Below are 25,145 nucleotides of genomic sequence, written 5' to 3'. Positions count from 1 at the left end.
TGTTCTCAGAATTAAGATAGATTATTGAACTAAATGCAAAAGAGTCAAATATTGATCGACTCAGCTTGGTTTTGAATATACTTCCTTTTGCATCATAACCGATCCTCCTTACGTGTTTTTGCCTAGGATTTAACCAATTTTTTTCTTTAAAAGCAAGGGGTTTGAGCTAGCTAGTGATACAAGCTGCGACGATGAATTAAAGCCGCCTGTGCTTCTTCACGATCGTCAAAATGGATTTTCTCCCGCCCAATAATTTGATAGTCTTCATGACCTTTTCCCGCAATCAAAATTGTATCGCCTGCTTGAGCTGAAATGATAGCTGTTTGAATACATTTATGCCGATCGCCTTCTACAATCATAGGTTTATCACCAATATGAGCTTTAACCCCCACAACCACATCATTGAGGATGCTTTGTGGATCTTCAGTACGGGGATTATCCGAAGTTACATAGACCCGATCGGCAAGCCTAGCGGCGATCCCACCCATTAAAGGACGCTTGGTGCGATCGCGATCCCCACCGCAACCAAAGATACAAATTAATTCTCGTTGCGTAAAGGGACGCATCGCCTCCAGTAGATTTTCGAGACTATCGGGGGTATGGGCATAGTCCACCACCACCGTGACATCTTGATCGGCGCTAACCTGTACCCGCTCCACCCGACCAGGTACATTCTTAAACTCTGGCAATCGGCTCACTACTTCCGACAAACTCATGCCCATATGTAAAGCCGTCGCGATCGCCGCCAAGATATTCTCGACATTAAAGCGCCCCACTAACGGTGATTTAAACGCGATCGAGCCTTGGGGACTATGCAAGGTTGCCGTCACCCCATTGGGCAGGTAGGTCAAGTTTTCCGTGTAAAAGTCAGCTTGAGGATTGCTGATGCTATAGCTCCAGAAAGGCTGATCACCCAGCATTTTTACCAACCTTTGACCAAAGGGATCGTCCAAGTTAATAATCGCTCGCCCCTGTAAATAGTTGTCACCAAAGAGCAAAGCCTTAGCTTGAAAATAGGATTCGAGGTCTTTGTGGTAGTCGAGGTGATCCTGTGTCAGGTTGGTAAATACTGCTGCTTCAAAGGGGCAACCTAATACCCTTTGTTGATCGAGGGCGTGGGAGCTAACCTCCATCAAACCCACATCACAGCCTGCGGCGATCGCTTTGGCAAGCTGTTCCTGTAGATCTACAGCAAATGGAGTGGTATGGGTCGCGGTCAGGGAGTAACCCGCCCATCGGGTGTAAAGCGTGCCAAACAAAGCTACGGCATATTGGGTTTGGAGCAGAAACTCGATTAAGTGGGTGGTAGTAGTCTTACCATTGGTTCCAGTCACTCCCACTAATTTCAGCTTTTGGGCAGGGTAGTCATAAAAAGCGGTGGCAATCTTACTGCAAGCTACGACCACATCATCGACAGCGATCGCTTTTGCGGGATTGGGTAAAGCGGCTAAGGCTGCATGGGAAACGATCGCGGCGATCGCCCCTTGAGCGATCGCTTGGGGTGCAAATTTACCACCATCTACCTGTGTGCCTGTCATCCCAATAAATAAATCCCCTGCTTGGCAATGACGCGAATCCGTAATTACTCGCTCTACTTCTAGCCCATCTAACTCAGGCTGAGAATTTTGGTAACCTGCTAACGCGAGCAATTGTCCTAAACGCATAGTTGCCGATCCTTTCTCAAGAGCACAAAATAATCTCAGAATTCTGACATGAAATCTCGATTTGTGACAACATACTCGCCTATCCCATAAAAGAACGCACCCTTGGGGTGCAGGATATGTAGGATTAGGCGGCGCGAAGCGCCGCCTAATCCTATTTCGTCAAAGATTGGGCATATTCAGCGATCGCGGCTGGATAAATAATATGCTCCTGTACTTGGATGCGTTTTTGCAAATCCATCAAATTATCACTTGCCAAAATCGGCACGGCTGCTTGCTTGAGAATTCTGCCGCTATCGACTTCTAGGCTGAGGATATGGACGGTACAGCCCGTAATTTTTACACCATAGTTAAAAGCTTGCTCGATCGCATGAATGCCTTTGAAACTTGGTAATAAACTCGGATGGATATTGAGAATTCGTTCTGGGAAAGCATCGATCAACACTTGGGTGACGATGCGCATCCAACCTGCCATGATCACCAGATCGATGTGATACTGCTTGAGGATATCCACGATCGCCCTATCTAATTCTGCGCGGGATTTGTAATCGCGGTGATTAATCAAAATTGCGGGAATACCAAATTTATCAGCACGTTGCTTGACATAGGCTTCGGGTTCGTTATAGATCACTACGGCAATCTTGGCGAGTAGCTGTCCTTTCTCGATCGCCTTAGCGATCGCTTCTAGATTACTGCCGCTTCCCGATGCTAAGACCGCAAGAGTAGTGATACCTTGAGAACGCTCGCACTCATCTCGATTACCTTGATGCCCATGGGCATCCTGAGATAAATCTGGGGTGGTGGATGAAATCTCTGGCGAACTCACGAATCTTCGATACCTCTAAACAAAAATAGCCGTCCCAAGTTTACTACATGGTTTACGCCATGACGCATATTAAGATAGGGCAAGCAAGTTCAAAGCCACGACGATTCCTTTTCCAACCATGACTCCTTTATCGGCAATGCCAATTCCTACACAGGCAAAGAGCGATCGCTTCCCCATCCATCCCCTTAGCATCGCACCGATGATGGATCGCACCGATCGCCACTATCGCTATTTCATGCGCCAAATTACGCGGCGGACTTTGCTCTATACGGAAATGGTCACTAGTGCCGCCATTAAGCATGGCGATCGCGCCTATCTCTTGGGCTTCTCACCCCAAGAAAATCCCCTTGCCTTACAGGTTGGGGGCGACAATCCCCAAGATCTTGCCGAATGCGCTCGGATTGCTGAAGATATGGGTTACGACGAAATTAATTTAAATGTGGGCTGTCCGAGCGATCGCGTGCAGAGCGGACATTTTGGCGCTTGCTTGATGAAAACGCCCCTACGCGTCGCTCAATGCATTGAAGCGATGAGTGCCGCCACCAAGATCCCCGTATCCGTCAAGCATCGGATCGGGGTTGACGAACTCGATCGCTATGAAGACATGCAGAACTTTGTGCGAATTCTGTCCGAATCAGGTTGTCGGCGATTTTCCATCCATGCGCGAAAGGCTTGGTTACAGGGGCTCAGCCCCAAGGACAATCGCGAAGTTCCACCACTGCGCTATGCTGATGTCCATCGGATCAAACAGGAATTTCCCCATTTATTCATTGAAATTAATGGGGGATTGATCACCCTAGAGCAAGCCCACGAACAGTTAAAATATGTCGATGCCGTAATGATCGGACGAGCCGCTTACGATAATCCCTATCTATTTGCCACTAGCGATCGCGAATTTTTTGGTGATGAGACTCCGATCCGTAGTCGCCTAGAAGTTGCCGAAGCCATGATTGCCTATATCGATGAATGGATGGCAAAGGGATTGAGGTTACATAAAATCACCCGCCATATGCTGCAATTATTTCACGGTCAAGCGGGTAGCCGTCTTTGGAAGCGCATTCTCACCGATAGATCTTGCCTCGTTGGGGCTGGTTCTGAGGTAATTCGCGCAGCAATTACCGCCATTCATTAACTATCCCAAGGATGAGTGGCGCGCCACTCATCCTTGGGATTTGATTTTTATATTTGATTTTTATATTTGATTTTGAAGTAATGCAATTTATGGAAACCCTAATGCGATCGCTGCCTAACTGGTTTTATCACCTCGAACAATGGGCGGATGTCTTAGTCCACAAACAACTTAATCAAGCTTCATGGACGAGCGTGGGGATCGTATTCTTAGCAGGGCTGGTCACCAGCCTCACCCCTTGCACGCTCTCGATGTTGCCCCTGACCATTGGTTATATTGGCGGTTATGAATCCAAAAGTACGGGGAAAGCTGCCTTGCAATCGGCTTGGTTTTGTCTGGGTTTTGCGATCGCCTTAACAGGTTTTGGACTCGCCGCCGCCCTCCTAGGCAAAATCTACGGACAGACAGCTTGGGGTTGGTCAGTCGTGATGGGGCTCATTGCGATCGTGATGGGATTGCAGTTATTGGAAGTAATTTCCTTCCGCTTACCAAGTTTCGGCAATTGGGAAATCTCGCCAAATCTACCGCAGGGATTGCGATCGCTATTAATCGGTCTATCCTTTGGATTTGTAGCTTCCCCATGCAGCACGCCAGTATTGGTGACGCTCTTAGCTTGGGTATCAGGGTCGGGAAACCTGCTGATGGGCACGGAATTTCTACTCGCCTACGCCATCGGTTCGGTCTTACCCCTAGCGATCGCGGGCACATTTACGGGGATTATCAAGAGATTTTTAGAATTACGGCGTTGGTCTAGCTGGCTCAATTGGGGAAGTGGACTAATTCTGATCGCATTTGGAACGCTTTCTATTTTGAGCAAGATTACATAAATCAACCGCAAAAGATGAGTGGCAGCGCGAAGCGCTGCCACTCATCTTTTGCGGTTGATAGATCTATTTCAACCATTCCTGCTCAAATCGATGCCACAGACTGAGTAATCTTGGCTCAACCGATGTGTCTAAAAGTACTGCGGTTACGATCGAACGGATTTTTAAGAGATCGCCAAAATTAGCACTGATAAAAATCTTGCCCGAAGCCACAGATTTTTCGAGGGTAGATTTACCAATGATAATGTTGTACAGAGCTCTACCTGTACTTTCAAAAGCATTCGTCGCATTAGGATCCGCCTCCGAGATCGCCAGTTGCAAATCCATTTCACCCTCCGCCTGCACGAAAATACGCGTATCATCGATCGCAATTGTGGCAGATTTTCCGTTTGCTATCCGCACAATTGCTGACCATGTATCACCTTGGCGATCGCGTAAAATTTCTATTAATTCTAAGAGCAGGGCAGTCAAAAGTTCAGCCCGAGATGAAGTCGAAGGAGGAAGGATCATGATTTGAGAGGCAGAGGTTTAAAAGCTGCAAAGATTATAGAATTAAAAGATTATAGGACTATTATTATAAGTAACTAAGAGTAAAAAAACTAGAGGAGCGTACCGCCCGCGTAGCGGGCGGTACGCTCTCTGGTTTTGGTTTTGAATTATGCCGAACTACTTAGAGAGCATCATTTGCACAAATGCAGGATTAACAAATAAACAAATAAAGGATTAATTGCTATGGTTTGGCAACTGTTTGAAAGCGATTCTCACCAAAGAACTAGAGATGGGATCGAGAAGTTCCTTTCCATCGCAATGATCTGCACAACTATTGTTTTACCTGCAATTCCTCCACTCTCATCTTCTGCTGAGGCACAACCAGAGACCATCGAAACCATTCAGAATTCTGAGTCGAAAAGCTTTCCCATTTCCCTAAAGAGCGGTCAGTTTGTCAGGATGATCGTACAGCAGCAAGGAATCGATCTGGTCGTAAAACTCGTCAGTCCTGACGGTCAAACCATCGCTAATTCGGATAGCCCCAATGAGGATGAAGGAGCAGAAGTAATTTCCACTATTGCCAATACTACGGGCAATTATCAGTTGGTAGTTTCTGCCGCCGATCCAGCCGATGCAAAGGCTGTGGGTAAATTTACAGTTAAAATCGAAGAATTAAGAATGGCGCAAGAATCCGATCGCCAGTATCTCGCGGCTGAAGTTGCCTTTATGGAAGCCACCAAAATCAACGATGGCACGGAACAGCAAAGGCAACAAGCGATCGCCAAATATTTAGAGGCTTTGCCCGTTTTCCGCACTGAAAAAAGAACCTATTGGGAAGCACTTACCCTCAGAACCATTGGCTATATTTATCTCGATCTGGGTAAAAATGAGGAGGCTCTGAACTATCAATTTCAAGCGTTAGCCCTATATCAAAAACTAGGCGATCCTAAACAATTAGGACGGCTCCTCAATCAAATTGGTAAAACCCAAGAGAAACTGGGAGATCTCCGAACGGCTATTGCCTATTACGAGAAAGCGATCGCCGCGCGGCAAGCAATACGAGACCCGATTGGAGAGGGAGCAACTTTTAATAATCTGGGCTATGCCTACGATATTCTCGGTCAGCCCAAGATCGCTTTAGATTTCTATAATAAATCTCTGGCTCTTTGGAGAGAAACAGGGAATCGCAAAGAAGAAGGGAATACCTTGCGGAACTTAGGGGCAGTCTATCGCAAACTCAGTAACTACGGACAAGCGCTCAAATTTTATGACCAAGCCCTAGCGATCCATCAGGAAGTGGGCGATCGCAAGAACGAAGGGAATACCCTCAATAGTATGGGCCTGCTTTATTACAACATCGGACAACCAACGAAGGCAATTGATTTTTTACAACGTTCTTTGGCGATCGCCCAGACAAGAAAAGACTTACGCGCTCAATCCTCGATCTATAGCAATATCGGGCTTGCCTACAGAAAGCTAAACGAACTGGATAAGGCTCTCACAGTCTATTTTCAAGCTCTTAAACTCGCTCAAGAAACGGGCGATTTGGGTTCGGAATCCATCTGCCTTAACAATCTTGCCTCGATCGCTTTAACTGAGAAAAAATATAGCGATGCCCTTAATTTCTATCAAAACGCCTTAAAGGTAGCGAGAAAAGTTGGCGATCGCGTTACCGAAGCAACGATTCTAGGTAACATCGGTCTAGTTTATAACTACACGGGCAAATACAATGAAGCTTTTGCCAACTATCAGCAGTCATTGCTCTTACACCGTCAAGCAGGGAATCGTCGGGGGGAGGCAAACGATCTCAGTAACATGGGTAGTTTGATGGGAGAGCGGGACAGGCTAGAATTAGCAATCTATTTCTATAAGTTATCGGTGAATGTTCGCGAATCTATCCGCAAAGATATTCGCAGCCTCGCTCGTGAGGATCAAAATGCCTTTAAGCAATCGGTTGCCGATGTCTATCGCGGACTCGCCAGCATCCTATTGACGAAAGGACGAGTAATGGAAGCTCTTCAGGTATTAGATTTACTGAAAGTACAGGAACTTCAAGATTATCTCCAAGATGTGAAGGGGAATGAAGTCACTGCCCAAGGCGTAGAGCTTTTACCACTAGAACAAAATTTGTCCCAGTTAATCAGCGCTGTTGCACTCCAATCAACGAGTTTGAGCGAAGAACTGGATAAGTTGAGGCAACTGGCAAAACCCAACGATGTTCAAAAGGCAAGGCTTGAGGAAATCGAGAAAATTCAGTTTGCGACAAGCCAAAAAATAGGAGGTTTATTTGATAGCGAACCAGCAAAGAGCTTAGAAAAAGATCTGAATCAAAAGGCGATCGCTGATAATCTCAAACTGAATAGCTATGTCAGCCTGCAAGAACGGTTGAGAGCTTTGATGCAAACTGCACAGTTTCCCCAAAAAGTAGCCCTATTCTATCCATTAATTCTTGGCGATCGCCTTGAACTAATCTTATTTGTTCCCGATGTGCCGCCAATTCATCGCACCGTTAAAGTTGATCGCCAGCAATTAGAAAAAGCGATCGCCGCTTTTCGAGTGGATCTACAGGATGCCAGTTCCCTTGATGTGCAAGAGTCCAGCTATCACCTTTATCAATTGATGATCCAGCCCATCGCTGACGATCTCCAAAAAGCGCAAATCCAAACGATTATCTATGCCCCCGATGGTCAACTGCGTTATATTCCCCTCGCCGCTCTCTATGATGGTCAAAAATGGCTCGTCGAAAGCTATGCCATCAATCACATTACGGCGATGAATCTTTTTCGCCTTGGTTCACAGACGATCTCCCAGCCCAGAGTAATTGCCGCCGCCTTTAGCAAAGGTGATTACTCCTTTAATGTGGGTTCTCAGAAATTTTCCTTCTCAGGGTTGCCCTTTGCGGGGAAGGAAATCGAAAACCTCAGTTCGATCGTTCCCAATACCACCAAGTTCTTAAACGCATCCTTTGAGCGCGATACGATCACAGAACCCAAGCCAAGCTACAATATCATCCATTTAGCAACCCATGCCGCCTTTGTGAGTGGCAAGCCCGAAGAGTCATTCATTTTAATGGGAAATGGCGAGCGCTTGAGTCTGCGTGAAGTTCAGAACCTCAAGTTTCCTGCGGTAGACCTAGTGGTATTGAGCGCTTGCCAAACGGCTCTGGGCGGTATAGTTGGCAGTGGTGAAGAAATCCTAGGTTTTGGTTACCAAATGCAAAGGACTGGAGCGAAAGCAGCGATCGCTTCACTCTGGACGGTTTCCGACGGTGGCACACAAAAGCTGATGGATATTTTTTATGGAGAAATCCAAAAAGAAAAACATTCTAAGGTAGAAAGCTTACGCCAAGCCCAACTATCGATGATTCGCAATCCTAAATCCGAGTTTTCTCATCCCTATTACTGGTCAGCTTTTGTCCTGATTGGCAACGGACTTTAAAACTAAAAGCCTATGCCGCCCTCGCAGCGGGCGGCATAGGCTTTTTTATGCTGACGTACTTAGTGGATGGGCGGCGCTTCGCGCCGACTATCTAATACCAATTCCCAAAAGTGTGGCTACACTTTTGGGAATTGAAAACCAAAACCAGTAAGGGTTTTAAAATCACAAAATGGCGTAGCCATTTTGTGATTTGGTATAACACCTATTTGGCACTACACCTATGAAAAAATAGTTTCAGAATAAATAATGAATTGTTTTTTACTTGGAATATTAATTAGGATAATTGAGAATGAAAAAGATTTTATACACCCTCGCGATCGCCCTCAGTTCGACTTATATGGCAGTCGCTCCCGCTACATCCCAAACCCTCGCCAATTCCAAGCAGTTTGGAGTCGTACCTCCTGCCTGTGAAGGAGATACCCAAATGGCATTAAATATCTGTGCTTCGCGATGGGCAAAAACTGCTGATTTCTTGCGATCGCTTATCTATGATGAAGTTTATAGGCAAATTCCCGAAGCTAGACAAAGCCAACTCAAAGCGATCGAACAAACTTGGACTTCCTATCGCGATACCCACTGTCGGGAATCGAGCGCACCTTTTAAGGGCGGTTCCATTTATCCCCTGATCTATTCTAGCTGTCTGGCTAACGTTACCAACGATCGCATTGCCGATTTGCAAGGAAAGAGCAACTCTCAACTCAAACCAGATGAAACGGCCCAACGCCTTGCCAAAATATTAAGTCAAGGAAACCTCAAAGACTCCTCCAGTCAGAAGTTATGGCAAATCTACCAAGCTCAGCATTGTCAGTTTGATTCTCTACGTTTTACCGAATCATCATCGGTAAAACAATGTCGCGATCGGCTAGCCGAAAGTCGGTTGCTCCAACTCGAAGCCATGATGAGCAAGCGATAAATATGAGTGGCGGCGCTTTGCGCCGCCACTCATATTTGGGGTTATTGGGGGTTTTATTTTCTAAGTAAACCTTACATTGCTATATTTTCCGATATCACAACAATCGCAGTACCAATTACATAAGCTAATATATCCTTCCAATCAAAGGTAGTTCCCAAAATAATTGCTAAAAGTCTATATTGTCCTAGTCCTAACCGATCTACAAGATTTAAGTATTGCAATCCTTCGATTGCACAGGCAAATACAAGGACAGCTAGAGCGGCTATATTGGGGTGAATCTTCCAAAAGGTTTTGACAAAACAGTAAATGAGCATAACCACTAAAACGTCTCCAACAAAAGGACGAATGAACTGGTCATTGAAAAAAACTGCGATGCCCACTTCTATGAAGAAGAGTAAAATGGTTAAGTAGCAGTACTTGCGGTTAAAGGTGAGCCGATTTGTAAACATTTAGATTTTACATTTAGACTGTATAGCCAATTGGAAAACAGAATGCATCACAACTCTCTTTGGGCTCTTATTTAGAGGTGCAAGGCTTTGCCTCGCACCTCTAAATAATTTCGTCAGATGGCGACAATACACTCAATTTCCACCAGTGCATCAAGGGGCAGTTTGGCAACTTGAACGGTGGAGCGGGCTGGAAAGGGCGCGAGAAAATATTTGCCGTAGATCGCATTCACTTTGGGGAAATCCGCCATATCCGCAAGAAATACAGTGGTCTTAATCACGTTAGTTAAATCTGCCCCAGCTTCGGCAAGAACGGCTTGAATATTCTTGATTACCTGTTCGGCTTGCTCTTCGACCGTAGTAGTGACAATTTTGCCGATCGCAGGCTCGATCGCAATTTGTCCTGCCATGAAAATTAATTTGCTCGACGCAGGAACGGCGATCGCTTGGTTATAGGGACCGACGGGAGCGGGGGCTTTATCGGTAAGGATTACTTCTTTTTGACTCATTCTGCACGATTCTTTTGATTAGTCGATGTTAATTATAGCTAACAAAGCCCAAAGAGAGAGGCAGCGCCAAGCGCTGCCTCTCTCTTTGGGCTTTTGTTTATATATAGCTGTCGCCAAATGTATTAGGACATAAACGCCAAGAATTAACTGGCGGCGCTTCGCGCCGCCAGCCAATTCTTGGCGTTTGATTTGTCCTCATTCAAGTGACTGTAGCTATATTAAAGGATTACGAAAATGCGGTTAGTAAGTTTGCCGTGCGGATTTTGCTAAACTACTAAGTAGCTAAGCATAATTAAACTTAAAACCTAGAAGAGCGTACCGCCCGCATAGCGGGCGGTACGCTCTCTGGTTTTGGGTTTTTATGCTTAACTAGTTTGGCAAGGTTAAAATCTAAAACCAGAGCATAGAGCTGCTGCTGCGCCAGAAGCCCATACTTCAGGTTTTTTAGTTTACTCATGCTTGGCTACTTATAATCTAAATATTTCTTAACACTCTTTTTTCCAAAAATTCCCAATGCGTATCTCTTTGAATTGGCTCCGTGAAATTGTTGACTGCGATCTCTCGCCTCAAGAGCTAGAAGAAAAACTAACGATGGCAGGCTTTGAAGTGGAGTCCATCGAAGACCGCAGGACATGGGCTGAGGGTGTCATTGTCGGTCATATCCTCACCGCCGAACGTCATCCCAACGCGGATAAGCTGCAAGTCTGTCAAGTTGATATCGGCGCACCCGAACCCTTACAAATTGTCTGTGGTGCGGCAAATGCCAGACAAGGTTTATTTGTCCCCGTAGCTACCATAGGTACATATTTACCCACGATTGATCTGAAATTACGACCAACTAAGTTACGGGGTGAACGTTCTGAAGGGATGATTTGTTCGCTCGCTGAGATCGGGCTTGCGAAAGAATCAAGCGGCATCCATGAATTTCCCGATGGCGTTACCGTTGGTGATGATGTGCGCCCCCTCTTGGGATTAGATGATGCCATCCTTGATGTGACTTCCACCGCGAACCGTGCCGATGCCCTCAGTATGGTCGGGATTGCCCGTGAAGTAGCGGCTCTGTTGGGTAAGGAAGTCCGCTTACCCTTGGCTACTAAAGATTTTCAAATCCCAACTGCCAATTGGGTAACTGTGGAGGATCGGAAATCCTGTCCCGTTTACATCGGCACTTTAATTAAAGGTGTCAAGGTTTCCCCTTCTCCTGAATGGCTGAAGCGACGGATTGAAGCGGCAGGTATGCGCTCTATCAATAACATTGTCGATATTACCAACTATATTTTATTGGAATGGGGACAGCCACTCCATGCCTTTGATGCCGATACGTTACAGGAAGGACTCAATATCGGCGTGCGCTTTGCGAAGTCTGGCGAAAAAATCAAAACCCTTGATGATACCGATCGCACCCTTACTAGTCAAAACTTCTTAATTACATCAAGTGACCAACCGATCGCGATCGCGGGTGTCATAGGTGGCGCTGAAACCGAGGTTGGGGAAACCACTACCAATATTGTTTTAGAAGCGGCTCTATTTACACAGGTTACCACAAGGAGATCGGCGCGGGCTCAAGGTTTACGCACCGAGGCTTCGGCGCGTTACGAGCGGGGTGTCAATCAAGCGGCGATCGAAGCCGCAACCGCCAAGGCAATCCAGATGATCATCGAACTCGCAGGGGGCGAAGCGATCGAACAAAGCATCGTCGATGCCAGATCTAAGGAAGTTCGCACCATTGACCTCCGTTTAACCAAAGTATGGCAGATCCTCGGTGAAGTTGATCGCGAAGATGAAAGCGCTCTGCCTTTACTTTCAGAAGCCGAAGTCGAACAAACCCTCAAGGTACTATCCTTTGAGCTAGAAAAGCAGCCGATCGAAGAAGGTAGCTATGCAGTCTGGAAAGTAACCGTTCCCCCCTATCGCTATGCCGATATCGAGCGGGAAATCGACTTAGTCGAGGAAATTGCGCGGATCTATGGATATGACAAATTTGTGGAAACCCTCCCCGCAAGAACAGAATTTGGATTCCTCTCCGCCGATCAAGAAGGTGGACGAATGATTCGGTCGGCTTTTAGGGCGGTGGGTTTAACGGAAGTCATGCATATGTCTCTGTGCAGTCCCACTGAGTCCCATCAAGTCAAAATTAATAATCCTGTTGCGATCGAGTATGGAGCACTCCGAGGCGATTTACTCACCAATTTAATCGAATCCTGTGCCTTTAATATCAATCAAGGCAATGGTATTTTAAATGGATTTGAAATCGGTCGTGTATTCTGGCTCGATGAAGCTGGCAGCGATGAAACCGATCGCATTGCAGGGATTTTTGGTGGCGATCCTACCGTCGGCGCATGGCAGCATGACTCCAAGCCTTTGAATTTCTATGAAGCCAAAGGTTTACTCGATTCAGTTTTCCACAATCTCTCGGTCGCTGTGGAATATCAGCCCGATCAAAAGGACGATCGCCTCCATCCTGGACGTACTGCTTCATTATGGATTTCGGGCGAACGCCTCGGTACCTTTGGGCAGTTACATCCTCAATTACGCGCCGAGAAGGAACTTCCCGATGAGATTTATGCCTTTGAGCTGGATTTCTATACCTTACTAGATGCCATGATGAAAAAGTCCATTCCGACTTTTCAGACCTTCTCCACCTATCCCAGTAGCGATCGCGATATCGCCTTCTTTGCCCCGCTTAAGTTCACCGTGGCTGATATTAAGCGATCGATTACCCATATCGGTGGCGAACTTCTTGATTCCGTTACTCTTTTCGATCAATATATTGGTACGGGCGTGCCTGAAGGTTCACGCAGTCTTGCCTTTCGTCTCGTCTATCGAGCTAGCGATCGCACTTTAACCGATGTCGATATCAATCCCGTACATCAAAAAGTACGCGACTTGCTGGAAGAGAAGTTCCAAGCAACCTTAAGAAGCTAATATAAGTGGCGGCGCAAAGCACCGCCACTTATGTTTTAGGCTTTGATTTTGTCCTATTAACCCAAAATTTATGAGTGGCGGCGCTTCGCGCCGCCACTCATAAATTTTGGGGGTTACGCAAACCTTATGTTGCGATCAAAGCGATGATCGCCAATGGCACTGCCTAGATAAATACCATTGGTTTATTTTTTAAGGGAGCAAAAGCCTCCGCATCAAAGCGATAAAGACTGGCAGGACGACCCGCCCCCCGTGAAGTTTTAATGCCCGTATCACTCAAAAATCCTAACTTCAGCAGACGGGTGCGGAAATTAGAATAGTCGGAGAAATTCTCGCCGAGAACAGTGGTATAGAGCTGATAGAGATCGCTGAGAGTAAAGGCTTCAGGCAAGACATCAAAGGCAACTGGACTATACTCTAGTTTATTGCAGAGGCGGCGATGACCATATTCGAGAATGCGATTGTGATCGAAGGCGAGTTCGGGAACTTGATTGACGGGATACCATGCGATGCCGCTAACCCCATCAGCGATGAGTTCGGCTTGAGAGAAGGGCACAAGCGCAAAATAACTGACGGATAAATAGCGCACTGCGTAGCTATCGGGCGCTTCGCGAGGATCGCGTCCGATATCACCAAAGGTAAAGAGTTGTTCGAGATAGAGATTTTTGGCGCGAATTTTTTCAGAGAGGATGCGATAGGCGGATTCTTCGAGGGATTCCCCTTGACGCACGAGGGTTCCTGGCAAGCACCAGCGATCGCGATAGGGTTCGTGTTGACGCATCACCAGTAACACCAATAGACGATTCTGCTCGGTATCGACGGAAAAGATCACGTTATCGACACCGACCTTGAAATCTGCTAGGGGTTTTTTAGTTACTGTGGTGCGGGACTTGTCTGCCATGCGTAAAGCGACTCTCGTTGGATATATGCTGCGACTGTGGGTATTATGACTGAACTGTTGCCATTGTTGCGATAGTCTGACGAAGAAACGTTAGGTATTGAGGTGGAGTCAGGGGCGATCGCCACTTCCGTGCCCATCTGGACAAGGCGCTCAATATCAATGGCCGCAATGCTTACACCCTGACGAGGGACGACTAGCAGCTTAACTTGATGTAACAAATCTTGGGCGCGATACCATGTGGGCAATTGCCGCACAAGATCGCCACCGATGACGAGGGTAAAGTTTGCATGGGGCAAGATTTGCTTGGCTTTCTCGACGGTGTTAATTGTACGCGGATCGCTAAGTTCGGGATGCAAGCCAATCGTTTGCGCAGGTGGTTGGATGGCGGCGATGGTTAGCTCCATCATGGCGATGCGATCGCATAGGCTTGCTTGATGGGTTTTAAAGGGGTTATCCGATACCCAAACGATCGTGCGATCGTAATGATTATCGAGCCATTGCAAGATCTGTTGATGTCCGATACTCGGCGGATCGGCACTAGTTCCAAAGAGAGCGATGTTCATTTGCGTGTTTAGGAGAGAAATTCTGGATCGAGGATTTGGGCGATCGTATATGGACATTCAGTCGGAAACGTTTGTAGAGGCTTCTGTGTTTCCTTTGCCGCATCTCTTCTCGCCCGTCGATAGTATTTCTCTATCCATTCTGAATCTAGAAGGAATCTTTGCAAACTAGGAGTATCTTCTAAACAGTCTTGAATTTTGTCACGACAATTGGAAAGTGTGTTATTCCAACTCGACGTTCTTTTCTCAGGTTGGTACTGACATTTAAGTAAGTGCATTACCAGTACCTGAAAATAGCTACTGAGTTCTTTTTGTTCGCTACGTCCCAATGCTTCCAATTCCTCGATCAAATTTTTAACATCCAATTCTGCCCAACGACCTTTCTGTAGGTACTCAGCCTGTTGCTGTGTCCATGTTAAGAAGTCTTGTTCATAATTTGCTACTTTTTCCATAGTCTAGTTTGATGGGTTGCCTATCTGAAAAGCTATATATGCATGTTAAAGCATTTTTTGCGGCGATCACCTTTCTCAAGTTTACAAATTAAAGGCGATCGCCAAAATCCTCAAGCCAATCAAAACAGCGATCGCTTTCTAAAGCCTATCCCAGATATCCAATAAGTACTTCAGGCTAGATAAATGATTGGTTGATCGGCATCTTTTGATTAGAGCATCAAGATATGCCCTATCTTCAATGGTTTTTGGTCTTTCTTTTTTATAAAACAAGCCAAATTCTCGCAAATATTGTTTGAGGTATTTCTCGTGAAATCTCGATTTTGTAATATATTCAGGTGGACAACTCATTAATTCGGGATCGTTGGTGAGAACATCAAAATAAAGCTGAAAAACTGAGAAAAAGTCGGAATTCCCCTTGGCTGAGTATTGAGCAGGAATATCAGCATTGCCTAGCGCCCAAGTTTCAAGACAACAATTTTGAACGATGATATGAAATTCTGTAGCTTGAGTTTGATCTATACCCAGTTTGGTTTTGAAGTCTTCCAGTTTGTTGTGAATTTCATCGAATCTAGTTTGATAAGGATCATCTTCTGAATCTACACAAAAGAAGAAATGATCGATATTATTATATTTTTTGATGTCTAGTAAACATTCTTCTAATCGGGAGCGTCCTCCATAGATTTTTGGAGCGCTCACCATGTTGGGATAGCCATTACCCGCAATGATTCGGCATGAGTTAGTGGTCATATTTTCAGGTCTATCTACAAAGTTGATCTGCGGGAATAGATGCGATAGCCAAGCTTTGTAGACTTTCGGTTCTGTTTTTCCTCCTTCAACTAAGAACAAGAGATTCACGCAGTTTCTTCCTCATGTTCGAGTAAGTTAATTAGCTGTGTGAACTTGTCTAAGCTAGATGCTGTATTGAGTTCAGGAATATCTACAGCTTTTCTAGTTCTGATAGTGCCGTTGCTTCTGCTCACTAACTGCCAAGTTTTCCAAGGGATGTTATTGATGATATAGGGATGATGACTGGTGAGAATAAATTGTAGATTAGGCGATTTGTCTAGAATAAAATCTGTTAACTGGGGCATACAGTTAATGCCTAAACTATTCTCAAACTCATCAATCATAATAATTGATTCTTCAGGTGCAGCAATCACTTCTATCAAGTAAGTTAAAGTTCGATACATACCAGATGATATTCGCAACTGCGTAATCCAAGTCTCGGAAAAAGTTTCTTTAATTTCAAAGAGAAGACTATAACGATTGTTGGGTTCTCTGTTAATAGTAATTTTGATATCTTGTACACTAGGAAAAATTTCAATGTAGGTATATTTTATTTCATTAAATATATGAGGAAAGAATCTTTGTAAGAAATATGCTTTAAGTACCGTAGTAGTATTTCCAGATGCTACTTTGAATTTTTGCAAATAAAGAGAGGAATCAGAACCTTCTAATTTAGAATCTAGAGATAGGGGTGCATTGCTAGGGTCAAATGGTATAGAAACAATTACACTTTGAGGGGTTTCATTAAAAATAAATCTTTTGAAGGCTTCAGATATAGGTGTAATAGAATCTTCTTCTGAAAGGAGATTGATCGCGCTTTCAGTTCTTTTAAGTTTTGGGATTTGATTTTGATTTAATGTAGATTCTATTTTAGTGCGATGAAGAATTTCTATAGATTCGTTATCCTCTGCATATTTAATGAGCTTTTCATCTACAATTTCAGATTGATTTTGCTCACTAGAAAAAGTTTTTTCATTTGGGCTTAGTGCTTTTAGCTCCCATCTATATTTTTGTCCTAAATGATAAAAGTCAATAGACCATTCTACATCTTCTAACATTTGGACTTCGCCTTGAGCAACATTACAGATTAAATAAAGTGCTTTAAGGATTCTGGTTTTTCCAACTCCAGAAGCACCAACCAACAAGTTTAAGTTATCAAAGTAAGTCTTTTCTAGATGCCAATTTTGGCTATTATTTCTAAAATTAAAATTGTTGATTTTCATATTGCAACTTTTGCCACTTCCGCTTTATCTATAATTTGCTATCGTAGATTTTGATGGATTGCCTATTCTCAAAGCTAAAAACCAATGCGATCAACAAAATCCTCAATCTAATATTGGTGATAACGCTATAGAAACATTAACTCATTATATCTTTTTTAGATTCAGAATTCCTATCAATGGAAGATAATTCTATCGATTCATTATCCTTGTAGCTTAATCCAAAGCCATCTTCAATTGCACGGTCAAGACCAGAAAGAATATTTCTAGCAAGCGTGATTCCTGTAGCCCAATCAGGAGAGTTCTCATCATTAATAAAATCAGCACTATGTACTGCTCGATTTCGCAACACACGCAACTCCTTAAGTTTAATAAAACTATCATGATTTAGGTATCCATCCTTCGATAGTTTATGCATCAAATCTGGAATGTTGGCACGCTGTCTAAAAGAGATTAATCCATTTGAAGTGTTTGCATCTGCACCAAGAAGTTTTACAAACCGATTTTCGATCAGATTAAACACTTGCATAATAGCAGATTCAGGTGAAATCAAAAACAAACGGTCAATAGCAGATTCTTCCTCTGATTTTTTCTCCGATAAACCCAATATTGCTAAATCCTCATTTGAGAGATGTGAAGATAAGACATCTACTAGATTAAGACCGTATTCGTCATTCAAAAAACGCTTTAAGAAAGCAACCACATATTCGAGATAGAAGTAAACTGTTTCCGCATTAGTAAACCCGAATCTATGTTGAATAGTGTTTCGATCATCTATCAATAGCTCTATTACTGGACGTTCTTGGATATTAATGCCAACTTTATTAAGTTCTTCAAAAGCATCCCAAATTCCAATGGTCATGCTTCTTTGCTTAGAACTGTAAATACTGATACCTTTATCAACAAGTCGATCCTTAAGAATAAGTTCTATGGAATTTGCAAGATGTAGAATCACAAATTTATAATTTCGGGGTTTGGCAGAAGTGTATAGTTCTGTAGCATGGGCAATTAATTCCATGCAACTTAAGAATAATGGTGATTTATCGCTCATAATGGTTGAATTTTTTAATAAATCTAGATGTAAGACTTTGAGAATATAGAATATCAAAAAAGTTTAGGAAGATTCGTCATTTTTCAAATCTATTGCTATATCCGAAATCAAAAATAATAATTCTATATTCCATAGCCATATTAGAAACCTAATTCTAATTTCAAGGCTTCTAGACTAATCGTTTGCCCTAAATCTGCTTGTCGGATGCCTTCAAGTAGCACTGGCATAAACTCGCGATCGCTTAAAATCTCCATTGTTTCCACCAAAGAAGCAAGCTGCTGCATACTCAAAGCAACCATTACAGGCTTCCCATCTTGAGTAATAATCGCTGGATCTCTGAGGTTTTTAGATAGCGCTGGCAATTGCTCCTGTGCTTCAGCAATAGTCAAATAATTAAGCGTAGTGTTTTACCTAAGTTATTAAAATTGTACGATATCCAGTCAAGCGATCGCCATGCACAAAAATGGCGGTTGAGTTGTTCGTCAAATGTGCGGCTCTCAATCGCATGATTCAACTTGCTAAATCTGTCTCCTGTTCTGTTGTTCGTTAATTGTCTATCCTAAGCTCCTCCATCTTTTGCCTTCTTTTTATTCATGCAACAAAGTCAGTTAGCTGGATAAATTTTTTAGCTAAGCGATCAGTCATAAAGGTAAATATTACCTGACTAAACTAAATTATCATCAGGTTTTTGATTAATTACAAGTCGATGTAATTTCTACCAACAAATCTGCGATCGCTATTACGCGCCTATTTTTTTGTCATGACTTGTCTACAATTGGCATTAAATTTCGTACTATGGCGATCGCTGATAACCCGTAAATAGCAACAATCATCACCCTATAATTTCCAGATTTTGCCAACAAAGCTACAAATAAGTAGATGATGGTTACTAGCTATACTGATTGATCGCAAGGTTTATGGATTACAGCAGTGGTTAGCCCAACACAGCGAGCAAATACAAGCTCTAACAACAAATTCAATACTTCTCTCGATACCTCTAAATACGAAGCGAAGACACAGGAAATCGCCAAGAAGATTTTAAGTGGCAATGAGAAGGGTTCTTTTTGGTCGAAATTATCTCAGCTTAAGGATGAATTGCGCCTTGATGACAAGCTCATGGCTTGGACGATGGAAAATGAAGGCTTACGGGTGCAATTATTTAGATTGATCGATTGCTTGCCAGCATTGCAAAGCAAAGCCGAAATCGCAAGGCATATGCAGGAATATCTCGCCAGTGATGCGGTGGAAGTTCCTGCTTTGCGGGCTTTATTGAATTTCAGTACCGACAATCCTAATTCCATTCCTGCAACCGCAGCAGCAACTACCCTCTCGACCGCAGTGGCAACCCTCGCCAAGCGCTACATCTGCGGTGAGAACTTATCGGAAGCAACAAAATCCATTGAGAAACTAAGGCGCGATCGCTTTGGCTTTACGATGGACTTGCTCGGCGAGTCAGTCATTAGCGAAGTAGAAGCAGGTGAATATCTCAATCGCTATATTGGCATGATGGAGGATTTGTCGAACAAGGCAAAAAATTGGGGCTTGATCGAGCAGATTGATAAAGCTGATGGAGAAGAACTTAAGCGCGTGCAAGTTTCCGTAAAACTTAGCGCTTTTTATTCCCAATTCGATCCTTTAGATCCAGTAAAAACGACCGAGAAAGTCAGCGAACCTGCCAGAATACTCTTGCGTAAAGCTAAAGAGCTAGGCTGTGGTATCCATTTTGATATGGAGCAGTATGAGTTCAAATCGCTCACCTTGCAAATTCTCAAACAGGTTTTAACGGAACCAGAATTTCGCGATCGCACGGATGTTGGTATTACCCTGCAAGGCTATCTGCGCGATAGCGAACAGGATTTGTATGAACTTGTGGAATGGGCAAAGTTGCGCGGTAAGCCCGTCACGGTGCGTTTAGTCAAGGGAGCCTATTGGGATCGCGAAACCATTCGTTCCTACCAACAGGGTTGGGCTTTGCCAGTTTTCTCTGATAAAGTCTCCACCGATGCCAATTACGAGCGCTTAATTCAGATTCTGCTCGAAAATCATCAATACCTTTATGCGGCGATCGGTAGCCATAATGCGAGATCCTTAGCCAAGGCGATCGCCATTGTTCAAACCCTAGATATCCCCAGTCGCGCCTTTGAAACTCAATGTCTCTATGGCATGGGTGATAAATTTGCCAAAGCGATCGCCGATATGGGCTATCGGGTGCGCGTGTACTGTCCCTTTGGCGACTTGATTCCGGGAATGTCTTACTTGATTCGCCGCCTATTGGAAAATACCGCCAATAGTTCCTTTTTAAGGATTAGTGGTGAAGGTGTTGATATTGGGAAATTAATTGCTGCGCCTGTGATGACGGAACGGGATGCGAATTACAATGGCGCACCTGCTCTGAATATTTTTGATGGCTTTGTTAATTCTAGCGATCGCGATTATGCGATTAATGAAGAGAGAGAAGCTGCCCAAACTGCCTTACAACAGGTTCGCCGCCAACTTGGTAAAACCTATTTGCCGATCATCAATGGTCAAGCGGTAGAAACAGAAACCTATATCGAATCGGTTAATCCTGCTAACTCTTCGCAAGTAGTCGGCAAGATCGGTCTAGCCAGCATCGACCAAGCCGAAGCCGCCGTGAAGTCAGCAAAATCTGCCTTTGCCTCATGGAAGAAACTCAGCGCTAAAGAACGGGGCGATATGCTCCGCAAAGCCGCTGACTTCATGGAAGAGAAGCGTGAAGAGTTAATTGCGTGGATTTGTTGGGAAGTGGCTAAACCGATCCGCGAAGGTGATGGCGAAGTTTCTGAAGCGATCGACTTCTGCCGCTACTATGCCAAGGAAATGGAACGCCTCGAATCGGGCGTACAGCGCAATCTGCCGGGGGAAGATAATACTTACATCTATCAGCCTCGCGGTGTAGTGGTCGTGATTTCACCTTGGAACTTTCCCTTTGCGATCGCCCTAGGTATGAGTGTAGCTGCGATCGCCGCAGGTAATACGGTGATTCTCAAACCTGCCGAACAGTCCTCGGTTATTGGTGCGAAAATTGCGGAAGTTCTGCAAGCCGCAGGTTTACCCACAGGCGTATTTACCTATCTTCCCGCCAAAGGTTCCACCGTTGGTTCCCATTTAGTCAAACATCCCGATGTGCATCTCATCGCCTTCACAGGTTCCCAGCAAGTCGGCTGTCAAATCGTCACCGAAGCCTCGATTTTGCGTCCTAAACAGAAGCACATGAAGCGGGTCATTGCGGAAATGGGCGGCAAAAATGGCATCATCATCGATGAAAGTGCCGACCTCGATCAAGCCGTAGTTGGCGTTATGAATTCCGCCTTCGGTTTCGCTGGTCAGAAATGTTCTGCTTGTTCCAGAGCGATCGTTCTCGCGCCCGTTTACGATAACTTCATGGAACGCCTTGTGGAAGCCACGCGATCGCTAAAGGTGGGTGAAGCCCATCTCCCTGACACAAAATTCAGCGCCGTAATTGACGGAGCCGCCCAGCAGAACATTCTCAACTATATCGCCAAGGGCAAAGAAACCGCGACACTCGCTTTTGAAGGTGAAGTTCCCAATCATGGTTTCTATGTGCCACCAACGATTTTTGGCGATGTCGATCCTGACAGCGCGATCGCCCAAGAAGAGATTTTTGGCCCCGTATTGGCGGTAATCAAGGCACAGAGTTTTGATGAGGCACTAGCGATCGCCAATGGTACGAACTTCGCACTCACGGGTGGCTTATATTCGCGCACTCCTTCCCATATCGAACGCGCCTATCGTGAGTTTGAAGTGGGCAATCTCTACATCAATCGCGGCATCACAGGCGCATTGGTCGATCGCCATCCCTTCGGCGGTTTTAAACTAAGCGGTATCGGTTCCAAAGCTGGCGGACGCGATTATCTATTGCAGTTCTTAGAGCCAAGGTCTATCACCGAAAACACTCAGCGTCAAGGCTTTGCGCCTCTTGATGGTATTGAGTAATTAGATTCAGACAAGGGGCTTCAGCCCCTTGTTCTTTGAGATATACTTATCAAATAATGCGTAAATGCTGTATCGCATCGCCTAAACCTATGCCCCAGACTATCGAGCAAAAATCTACGTTATACGATCGCGATCTTAATTTGTGGTTAGAAGAGGCGATCGCAAAGTTAAAAGCAGGTGATTTTCAAAATCTAGATGTCGAAAATTTAATTGAGGAGTTAGAAGGTTTGGCGGGTAGAGATCGGCGCGAATTAGAATCACGTTTGACTAGATTGATTGAACATATCCTCAAGCGTTGCTACGTCAACTTACCTGAATGTTATCGAGGTTGGGAGCTAACAATCATCGGACAAAGGAATGAAATCAAAAAGATTATCAAACAGTCTCCTAGCCTAAAACGCCACATAATCTCAGTTTTTGACGAATTGTTTAATGACGCACTAGAAATCGTACAAACAGAATATGAAAATACGATTTTTCCTGATACATGGCAATTTACCCATGAGATTGACTTGTTGTTAACTACTAATTTTTGGAAGCAATCTTAAACCTTGATGGATGATGTATTGCATCGCCTAAACCTATGACTCAGACTATTGATCAAAAAACAACCCTATACGATCGCGATCTTAATTTGTGGTTAGAAGAGGCGATCGCGAAGTTAAAAGCAGGTGATTTTCACAATCTAGATGTTGAAAACTTAATTGAGGAGTTAGAAGGTTTGGCGGGTAGAGATAGGCGTGAACTCAAGCGAAGATTGACGACACTCATTGAGCATATTCTCAAGCGTTGCTATGTCAAGAGTGAGTATGACTATGCGGGGTGGGTTGTCACAATTGTTAGGACTCGCAACGATATCCAAGATATTCTTGAACAGTCTCCAAGTTTAAAAGGCTATATCAATAGTCCTGAGTTATTTCAAAAAGCTTTTGAGGATGCGCTAAAGGTTGTGAAGGCTCATCCAGATTATAAATCTGTGAATTTTCCTAAAATATGGCAGTTTAGCCGAGATATTGACGATATACTCAATGTTGATTTCTGGGAAGAAATTTAGATGGATATGAAAGATGTCCCAAAAAATATGCGCCGAATCGGGATGCTTTTGTTCCGAAGTGCATTGTTTGAAGCTATAGATAATCGCACTCCAATGTGTGTAGTTCATGCAGCCCATGCAGCAGAAATTTTACTAAAAGCCAGAATAGCTCAAGAACATCCTCTCTTAATTTTTTCTAAACTCCCCAAGTCAAATCCTAGTAAGAATAATCTTACACTTATTGATTTGTTAGAAGATGGTCGAACTTTCTCATACGAGGAATTGCCTGAGCAATTATGGGCAACTACAGGAATTAAAATCAATAAAATCAATCAGTATAAAGAGTTTGGAAAGCTAAGAAACCAAGTTATCCATTTTTCAATGGCAAATGCTAAAAACCTAGATAAATTAACGCTAAATTATTCACTAGAATTACTAGATCCTTTAGTAGAGAGCTTTTGGGGCAGGTCAGTAGTTGAATTTATAGCACGAGATCCTTCTACCTCTAATTATATCAGCTCTGGAATATTGGAAGCGCATTTACTGGACAATTCCTTTACCATCGATCAACGATTGAGACACTTATTAGGTGATGGAAGTCAGGAAGCTTATGAAAGAATGAGAGTAATAGCACAAGATGAAGCAGGGAGAAATTTTTATGAATCTCTAACTCCTGATGAGTTAGAGCAAATATCACAAGGTAGTACCTTATATGATGATGATTACGACGAACTCATAGAAAATCAGAAAAATTGGAAAACTTTTCTTGATTCTTTTTAAGTTTTTTCCCTATTGCAATTCTAATGTAGATATTAATCCAAAAACTATGATTAAAACTCAAATTTTAGAAGCAATCAAACAAATGCCAAATAGCGATGTATTGGAGGTAATTGAATGACACAGACTATTGAGCAAAAATCTTCGCTGTGCGATCCCGATCACAGTTTGTGGTTAGAAGTGGCGAATCTCTGGGACAAGGGCGCTATATGCTCCTTACATTTTGACACTTTAACGTACCAAAAATGATACAATAATAAAATCAAATTTAAGTACTCACTTATTTACCACTTGATTTCTATCTTTTGAGAGCTTCTGCTGTAATTTTCCTATGAGCAATATTAAGAGAATTAAAGCAAGCTTTTTCAAAACTGAATCTGGTAAAGAACCTGTTAGGGATTGGCTGATGACCTTATCGAAAGAAGATAGACAAAAAATAGGAGAAGACATTAAAACAATTGAGTTTGGCTTTCCTATCGGAATGCCGACCTGTCGCCCTATGGGTAAGGGATTGTATGAGGTGCGTACTAATCTTGAAAATACGATTACTAGAATCTTGTTTTGTGTGGAAGGAGAGCAAATGATTCTTCTGCACGGGTTTACTAAGAAAACGCAAAAAACGCCTAAGGAAGATTTGAATTTAGCCATCAAGCGACAAACTGAGTTTAAAAACAAAGCTGGGAGTTAACCATGTCTAACAATTGTCATTTAGGTTCTGCTTTTGATGACTTTCTAGAACAGGAAGGGATTTTAAACGAAGTAACAGAAATTGCGCTGAAGCGTGTTTTAGCTTGGCAAGTTGAACAAGCAATGAAGGAACGTGGCTTAACTAAATCCAAGATGGCTAAGTCTATGCAAACTAGCCGTGCGGCACTAGATCGTTTGCTCGATCCTGAGTATGAGTCAGTAACTTTACGAACTTTAGATAAAGCAGCTAGGGCAGTGGGCAAAAGAATTAAGATAGATTTGGTTGATGTTGTCTAAATGCTACCTGACTAAAACCTATGACACAGACTATTCAACAAAAAACAACTCTTTGCGATCGCGATCGCAGTTTGTGGTTAGAAGAGGCAATTTTTTACTTTAGCTTATTTAAAAAACTATGACTAAGTACAGGACAAAAATTTAATGGAGTTGAAGAAAGCAGAGGAATTAACATCGTCATGAAGGTTAAGGATGATATCACGAAGGAAATCAAAGCCAAGGCGAAAAATACTCTTAGGTAAACGCCCA

24 protein-coding genes are annotated in these 25,145 nt (G+C 43.7%); 12 read left to right on the top strand and 12 right to left on the bottom strand.

From position 1 onward, the window contains the following. Positions 1–170 precede the first annotated feature (170 nt). Together PseudUWO310_RS04720 and purN are read right to left on the bottom strand one after the other, a co-directional pair. Positions 171–1,664 carry a UDP-N-acetylmuramoyl-L-alanyl-D-glutamate--2,6-diaminopimelate ligase gene (locus PseudUWO310_RS04720; RefSeq protein ID WP_142599464.1) on the bottom strand — a complete coding sequence of 498 codons (1,494 nt, stop codon included), beginning with the start codon at positions 1,662–1,664 and terminating at the stop codon, positions 171–173. A 151-nt stretch (positions 1,665–1,815) separates the two neighbouring features. Then, positions 1,816–2,487 carry a phosphoribosylglycinamide formyltransferase gene (purN, locus tag PseudUWO310_RS04715; protein ID WP_142599462.1) on the bottom strand — a complete coding sequence of 224 codons (672 nt, stop codon included), beginning with the start codon at positions 2,485–2,487 and terminating at the stop codon, positions 1,816–1,818. 118 nt (positions 2,488–2,605) lie between these two features. Between purN and dusA the strand changes: the two genes are divergently transcribed. Beyond that, complete coding sequence (dusA, locus tag PseudUWO310_RS04710) at positions 2,606–3,619, top strand: tRNA dihydrouridine(20/20a) synthase DusA (protein ID WP_142599460.1); 1,014 nt, start codon at positions 2,606–2,608, stop codon at positions 3,617–3,619. Positions 3,620–3,699: 80 nt separating this feature from the next. Beyond that, complete coding sequence (locus PseudUWO310_RS04705) at positions 3,700–4,443, top strand: cytochrome c biogenesis protein CcdA (protein ID WP_009629023.1); 744 nt, start codon at positions 3,700–3,702, stop codon at positions 4,441–4,443. A 63-nt stretch (positions 4,444–4,506) separates the two neighbouring features. On the opposite strand, the gene PseudUWO310_RS04700 is transcribed toward PseudUWO310_RS04705, so the two are convergent. Beyond that, the gene (locus PseudUWO310_RS04700; protein WP_142599457.1) at positions 4,507–4,950 is read right to left on the bottom strand and encodes a hypothetical protein; all 444 of its coding nucleotides are present in this window, start codon (positions 4,948–4,950) and stop codon (positions 4,507–4,509) included. Positions 4,951–5,172: 222 nt separating this feature from the next. Here PseudUWO310_RS04700 and PseudUWO310_RS04695 point away from each other — a divergent pair, with 222 nt between their 5' ends. Next, a complete protein-coding gene (locus PseudUWO310_RS04695) occupies positions 5,173–8,367 on the top strand; it encodes a CHAT domain-containing protein (protein ID WP_142599455.1) in 3,195 nt (1,064 codons plus the stop codon). A gap of 289 nt (positions 8,368–8,656) precedes the next feature. Further along, positions 8,657–9,280 carry a lysozyme inhibitor LprI family protein gene (locus PseudUWO310_RS04690; protein WP_142599453.1) on the top strand — a complete coding sequence of 208 codons (624 nt, stop codon included), beginning with the start codon at positions 8,657–8,659 and terminating at the stop codon, positions 9,278–9,280. A gap of 71 nt (positions 9,281–9,351) precedes the next feature. Here PseudUWO310_RS04690 and PseudUWO310_RS04685 read toward each other — a convergent pair whose 3' ends face one another. Beyond that, positions 9,352–9,729, bottom strand: a complete 378-nt coding sequence (locus PseudUWO310_RS04685) for a DUF2809 domain-containing protein (RefSeq protein WP_142599451.1) — start codon at positions 9,727–9,729, stop codon at positions 9,352–9,354. Positions 9,730–9,842: 113 nt separating this feature from the next. Continuing rightward, on the bottom strand, positions 9,843–10,235 hold the full coding sequence (locus tag PseudUWO310_RS04680; protein WP_142599448.1) for a Rid family detoxifying hydrolase: 393 nt from the start codon (positions 10,233–10,235) through the stop codon (positions 9,843–9,845). Between the two features lie 513 nt (positions 10,236–10,748). Here PseudUWO310_RS04680 and pheT point away from each other — a divergent pair. After that, entirely contained in the window at positions 10,749–13,160 is a 2,412-nt protein-coding gene (gene pheT / locus PseudUWO310_RS04675; protein ID WP_142599446.1) for a phenylalanine--tRNA ligase subunit beta, read from the top strand. Between the two features lie 163 nt (positions 13,161–13,323). Here pheT and PseudUWO310_RS04670 read toward each other — a convergent pair whose 3' ends face one another. From PseudUWO310_RS04670 to PseudUWO310_RS04660, 3 genes are read right to left on the bottom strand one after another with little or no spacing between them, the layout of a single operon-like run. Then, positions 13,324–14,058, bottom strand: coding sequence for an NUDIX hydrolase (locus tag PseudUWO310_RS04670; RefSeq protein WP_009625944.1), 735 nt, complete (start codon positions 14,056–14,058; stop codon positions 13,324–13,326). Next, on the bottom strand, positions 14,031–14,621 hold the full coding sequence (locus PseudUWO310_RS04665) for a nicotinate-nucleotide adenylyltransferase (RefSeq protein ID WP_142599444.1): 591 nt from the start codon (positions 14,619–14,621) through the stop codon (positions 14,031–14,033). The genes PseudUWO310_RS04670 and PseudUWO310_RS04665 overlap by 28 nt, the downstream gene beginning before the upstream one ends. Positions 14,622–14,629: 8 nt before the next feature. Continuing rightward, positions 14,630–15,070: a DUF29 domain-containing protein gene (locus tag PseudUWO310_RS04660; protein ID WP_142599442.1), complete on the bottom strand. Its 441-nt coding sequence runs from the start codon at positions 15,068–15,070 to the stop codon at positions 14,630–14,632. Positions 15,071–15,112: 42 nt separating this feature from the next. Here PseudUWO310_RS04660 and PseudUWO310_RS23550 point away from each other — a divergent pair, with 42 nt between their 5' ends. Next, the gene (locus PseudUWO310_RS23550; protein WP_263363387.1) at positions 15,113–15,235 is read left to right on the top strand and encodes a hypothetical protein; all 123 of its coding nucleotides are present in this window, start codon (positions 15,113–15,115) and stop codon (positions 15,233–15,235) included. On the opposite strand, the gene PseudUWO310_RS04655 is transcribed toward PseudUWO310_RS23550, so the two are convergent. From PseudUWO310_RS04655 to PseudUWO310_RS04640, 4 genes are all read right to left on the bottom strand, one after another. Continuing rightward, positions 15,209–15,925: a hypothetical protein gene (locus PseudUWO310_RS04655; RefSeq protein WP_142599440.1), complete on the bottom strand. Its 717-nt coding sequence runs from the start codon at positions 15,923–15,925 to the stop codon at positions 15,209–15,211. The genes PseudUWO310_RS23550 and PseudUWO310_RS04655 overlap by 27 nt on opposite strands. After that, complete coding sequence (locus PseudUWO310_RS04650) at positions 15,922–17,079, bottom strand: AAA family ATPase (RefSeq protein WP_142599438.1); 1,158 nt, start codon at positions 17,077–17,079, stop codon at positions 15,922–15,924. The genes PseudUWO310_RS04655 and PseudUWO310_RS04650 overlap by 4 nt, the downstream gene beginning before the upstream one ends. Before the next feature lie 136 nt (positions 17,080–17,215). Then, positions 17,216–18,094 carry a hypothetical protein gene (locus PseudUWO310_RS04645; protein ID WP_223805537.1) on the bottom strand — a complete coding sequence of 293 codons (879 nt, stop codon included), beginning with the start codon at positions 18,092–18,094 and terminating at the stop codon, positions 17,216–17,218. 173 nt (positions 18,095–18,267) lie between these two features. Next, positions 18,268–18,516 carry a type II toxin-antitoxin system Phd/YefM family antitoxin gene (locus PseudUWO310_RS04640; RefSeq protein WP_142599434.1) on the bottom strand — a complete coding sequence of 83 codons (249 nt, stop codon included), beginning with the start codon at positions 18,514–18,516 and terminating at the stop codon, positions 18,268–18,270. A 541-nt stretch (positions 18,517–19,057) separates the two neighbouring features. Here PseudUWO310_RS04640 and pruA point away from each other — a divergent pair. The 6 genes from pruA (at position 19,058) to PseudUWO310_RS04610 (ending at position 24,896) form a co-directional block, all read left to right on the top strand. Further along, entirely contained in the window at positions 19,058–22,102 is a 3,045-nt protein-coding gene (gene pruA / locus PseudUWO310_RS04635) for an L-glutamate gamma-semialdehyde dehydrogenase (protein ID WP_142599432.1), read from the top strand. 89 nt (positions 22,103–22,191) lie between these two features. Next, positions 22,192–22,650, top strand: a complete 459-nt coding sequence (locus PseudUWO310_RS04630) for a DUF29 domain-containing protein (protein ID WP_142599430.1) — start codon at positions 22,192–22,194, stop codon at positions 22,648–22,650. A 35-nt stretch (positions 22,651–22,685) separates the two neighbouring features. Continuing rightward, positions 22,686–23,156 carry a DUF29 domain-containing protein gene (locus tag PseudUWO310_RS04625; RefSeq protein WP_142599428.1) on the top strand — a complete coding sequence of 157 codons (471 nt, stop codon included), beginning with the start codon at positions 22,686–22,688 and terminating at the stop codon, positions 23,154–23,156. After that, entirely contained in the window at positions 23,157–23,915 is a 759-nt protein-coding gene (locus PseudUWO310_RS04620) for a hypothetical protein (RefSeq protein WP_223805536.1), read from the top strand. It begins immediately after the preceding gene. 328 nt (positions 23,916–24,243) lie between these two features. Beyond that, positions 24,244–24,600 carry a type II toxin-antitoxin system RelE/ParE family toxin gene (locus PseudUWO310_RS04615; RefSeq protein ID WP_055073516.1) on the top strand — a complete coding sequence of 119 codons (357 nt, stop codon included), beginning with the start codon at positions 24,244–24,246 and terminating at the stop codon, positions 24,598–24,600. Between the two features lie 2 nt (positions 24,601–24,602). Next, positions 24,603–24,896, top strand: a complete 294-nt coding sequence (locus tag PseudUWO310_RS04610; protein WP_142599425.1) for a helix-turn-helix domain-containing protein — start codon at positions 24,603–24,605, stop codon at positions 24,894–24,896. Positions 24,897–25,145 lie beyond the last annotated feature (249 nt).

Origin of the sequence: Pseudanabaena sp. UWO310, assembly GCF_006861605.1 — a bacterium.
Classification (GTDB): domain Bacteria; phylum Cyanobacteriota; class Cyanobacteriia; order Pseudanabaenales; family Pseudanabaenaceae; genus Pseudanabaena.
The sequence above is the reverse complement of the archived record's forward strand: the minus strand, read 5'-3'. Positions and strand labels throughout refer to the sequence as shown.

What these genes read in the sequence shown, in the direction of transcription:
- PseudUWO310_RS04610 (WP_142599425.1), top strand. Translation starts at nt 24,603, where the DNA reads ATGTCTAACAATTGTCATTTAGGTTCTGCTTTTGATGACTTTCTAGAA.
- PseudUWO310_RS04680 (WP_142599448.1), bottom strand. Translation starts at nt 10,235, where the DNA reads ATGAGTCAAAAAGAAGTAATCCTTACCGATAAAGCCCCCGCTCCCGTC.
- PseudUWO310_RS04685 (WP_142599451.1), bottom strand. Translation starts at nt 9,729, where the DNA reads ATGTTTACAAATCGGCTCACCTTTAACCGCAAGTACTGCTACTTAACC.
- PseudUWO310_RS04700 (WP_142599457.1), bottom strand. Translation starts at nt 4,950, where the DNA reads ATGATCCTTCCTCCTTCGACTTCATCTCGGGCTGAACTTTTGACTGCC.
- PseudUWO310_RS04650 (WP_142599438.1), bottom strand. Translation starts at nt 17,079, where the DNA reads ATGAAAATCAACAATTTTAATTTTAGAAATAATAGCCAAAATTGGCAT.
- PseudUWO310_RS04720 (WP_142599464.1), bottom strand. Translation starts at nt 1,664, where the DNA reads ATGCGTTTAGGACAATTGCTCGCGTTAGCAGGTTACCAAAATTCTCAG.
- PseudUWO310_RS04665 (WP_142599444.1), bottom strand. Translation starts at nt 14,621, where the DNA reads ATGAACATCGCTCTCTTTGGAACTAGTGCCGATCCGCCGAGTATCGGA.
- PseudUWO310_RS04615 (WP_055073516.1), top strand. Translation starts at nt 24,244, where the DNA reads ATGAGCAATATTAAGAGAATTAAAGCAAGCTTTTTCAAAACTGAATCT.
- PseudUWO310_RS04645 (WP_223805537.1), bottom strand. Translation starts at nt 18,094, where the DNA reads ATGGAATTAATTGCCCATGCTACAGAACTATACACTTCTGCCAAACCC.
- PseudUWO310_RS04690 (WP_142599453.1), top strand. Translation starts at nt 8,657, where the DNA reads ATGAAAAAGATTTTATACACCCTCGCGATCGCCCTCAGTTCGACTTAT.
- PseudUWO310_RS04670 (WP_009625944.1), bottom strand. Translation starts at nt 14,058, where the DNA reads ATGGCAGACAAGTCCCGCACCACAGTAACTAAAAAACCCCTAGCAGAT.
- PseudUWO310_RS04625 (WP_142599428.1), top strand. Translation starts at nt 22,686, where the DNA reads ATGACTCAGACTATTGATCAAAAAACAACCCTATACGATCGCGATCTT.
- PseudUWO310_RS04705 (WP_009629023.1), top strand. Translation starts at nt 3,700, where the DNA reads ATGCAATTTATGGAAACCCTAATGCGATCGCTGCCTAACTGGTTTTAT.
- pheT (WP_142599446.1), top strand. Translation starts at nt 10,749, where the DNA reads ATGCGTATCTCTTTGAATTGGCTCCGTGAAATTGTTGACTGCGATCTC.
- dusA (WP_142599460.1), top strand. Translation starts at nt 2,606, where the DNA reads ATGACTCCTTTATCGGCAATGCCAATTCCTACACAGGCAAAGAGCGAT.
- PseudUWO310_RS04695 (WP_142599455.1), top strand. Translation starts at nt 5,173, where the DNA reads ATGGTTTGGCAACTGTTTGAAAGCGATTCTCACCAAAGAACTAGAGAT.
- PseudUWO310_RS04620 (WP_223805536.1), top strand. Translation starts at nt 23,157, where the DNA reads ATGGATATGAAAGATGTCCCAAAAAATATGCGCCGAATCGGGATGCTT.
- PseudUWO310_RS23550 (WP_263363387.1), top strand. Translation starts at nt 15,113, where the DNA reads ATGTTAAAGCATTTTTTGCGGCGATCACCTTTCTCAAGTTTACAAATT.
- PseudUWO310_RS04660 (WP_142599442.1), bottom strand. Translation starts at nt 15,070, where the DNA reads ATGGAAAAAGTAGCAAATTATGAACAAGACTTCTTAACATGGACACAG.
- PseudUWO310_RS04630 (WP_142599430.1), top strand. Translation starts at nt 22,192, where the DNA reads ATGCCCCAGACTATCGAGCAAAAATCTACGTTATACGATCGCGATCTT.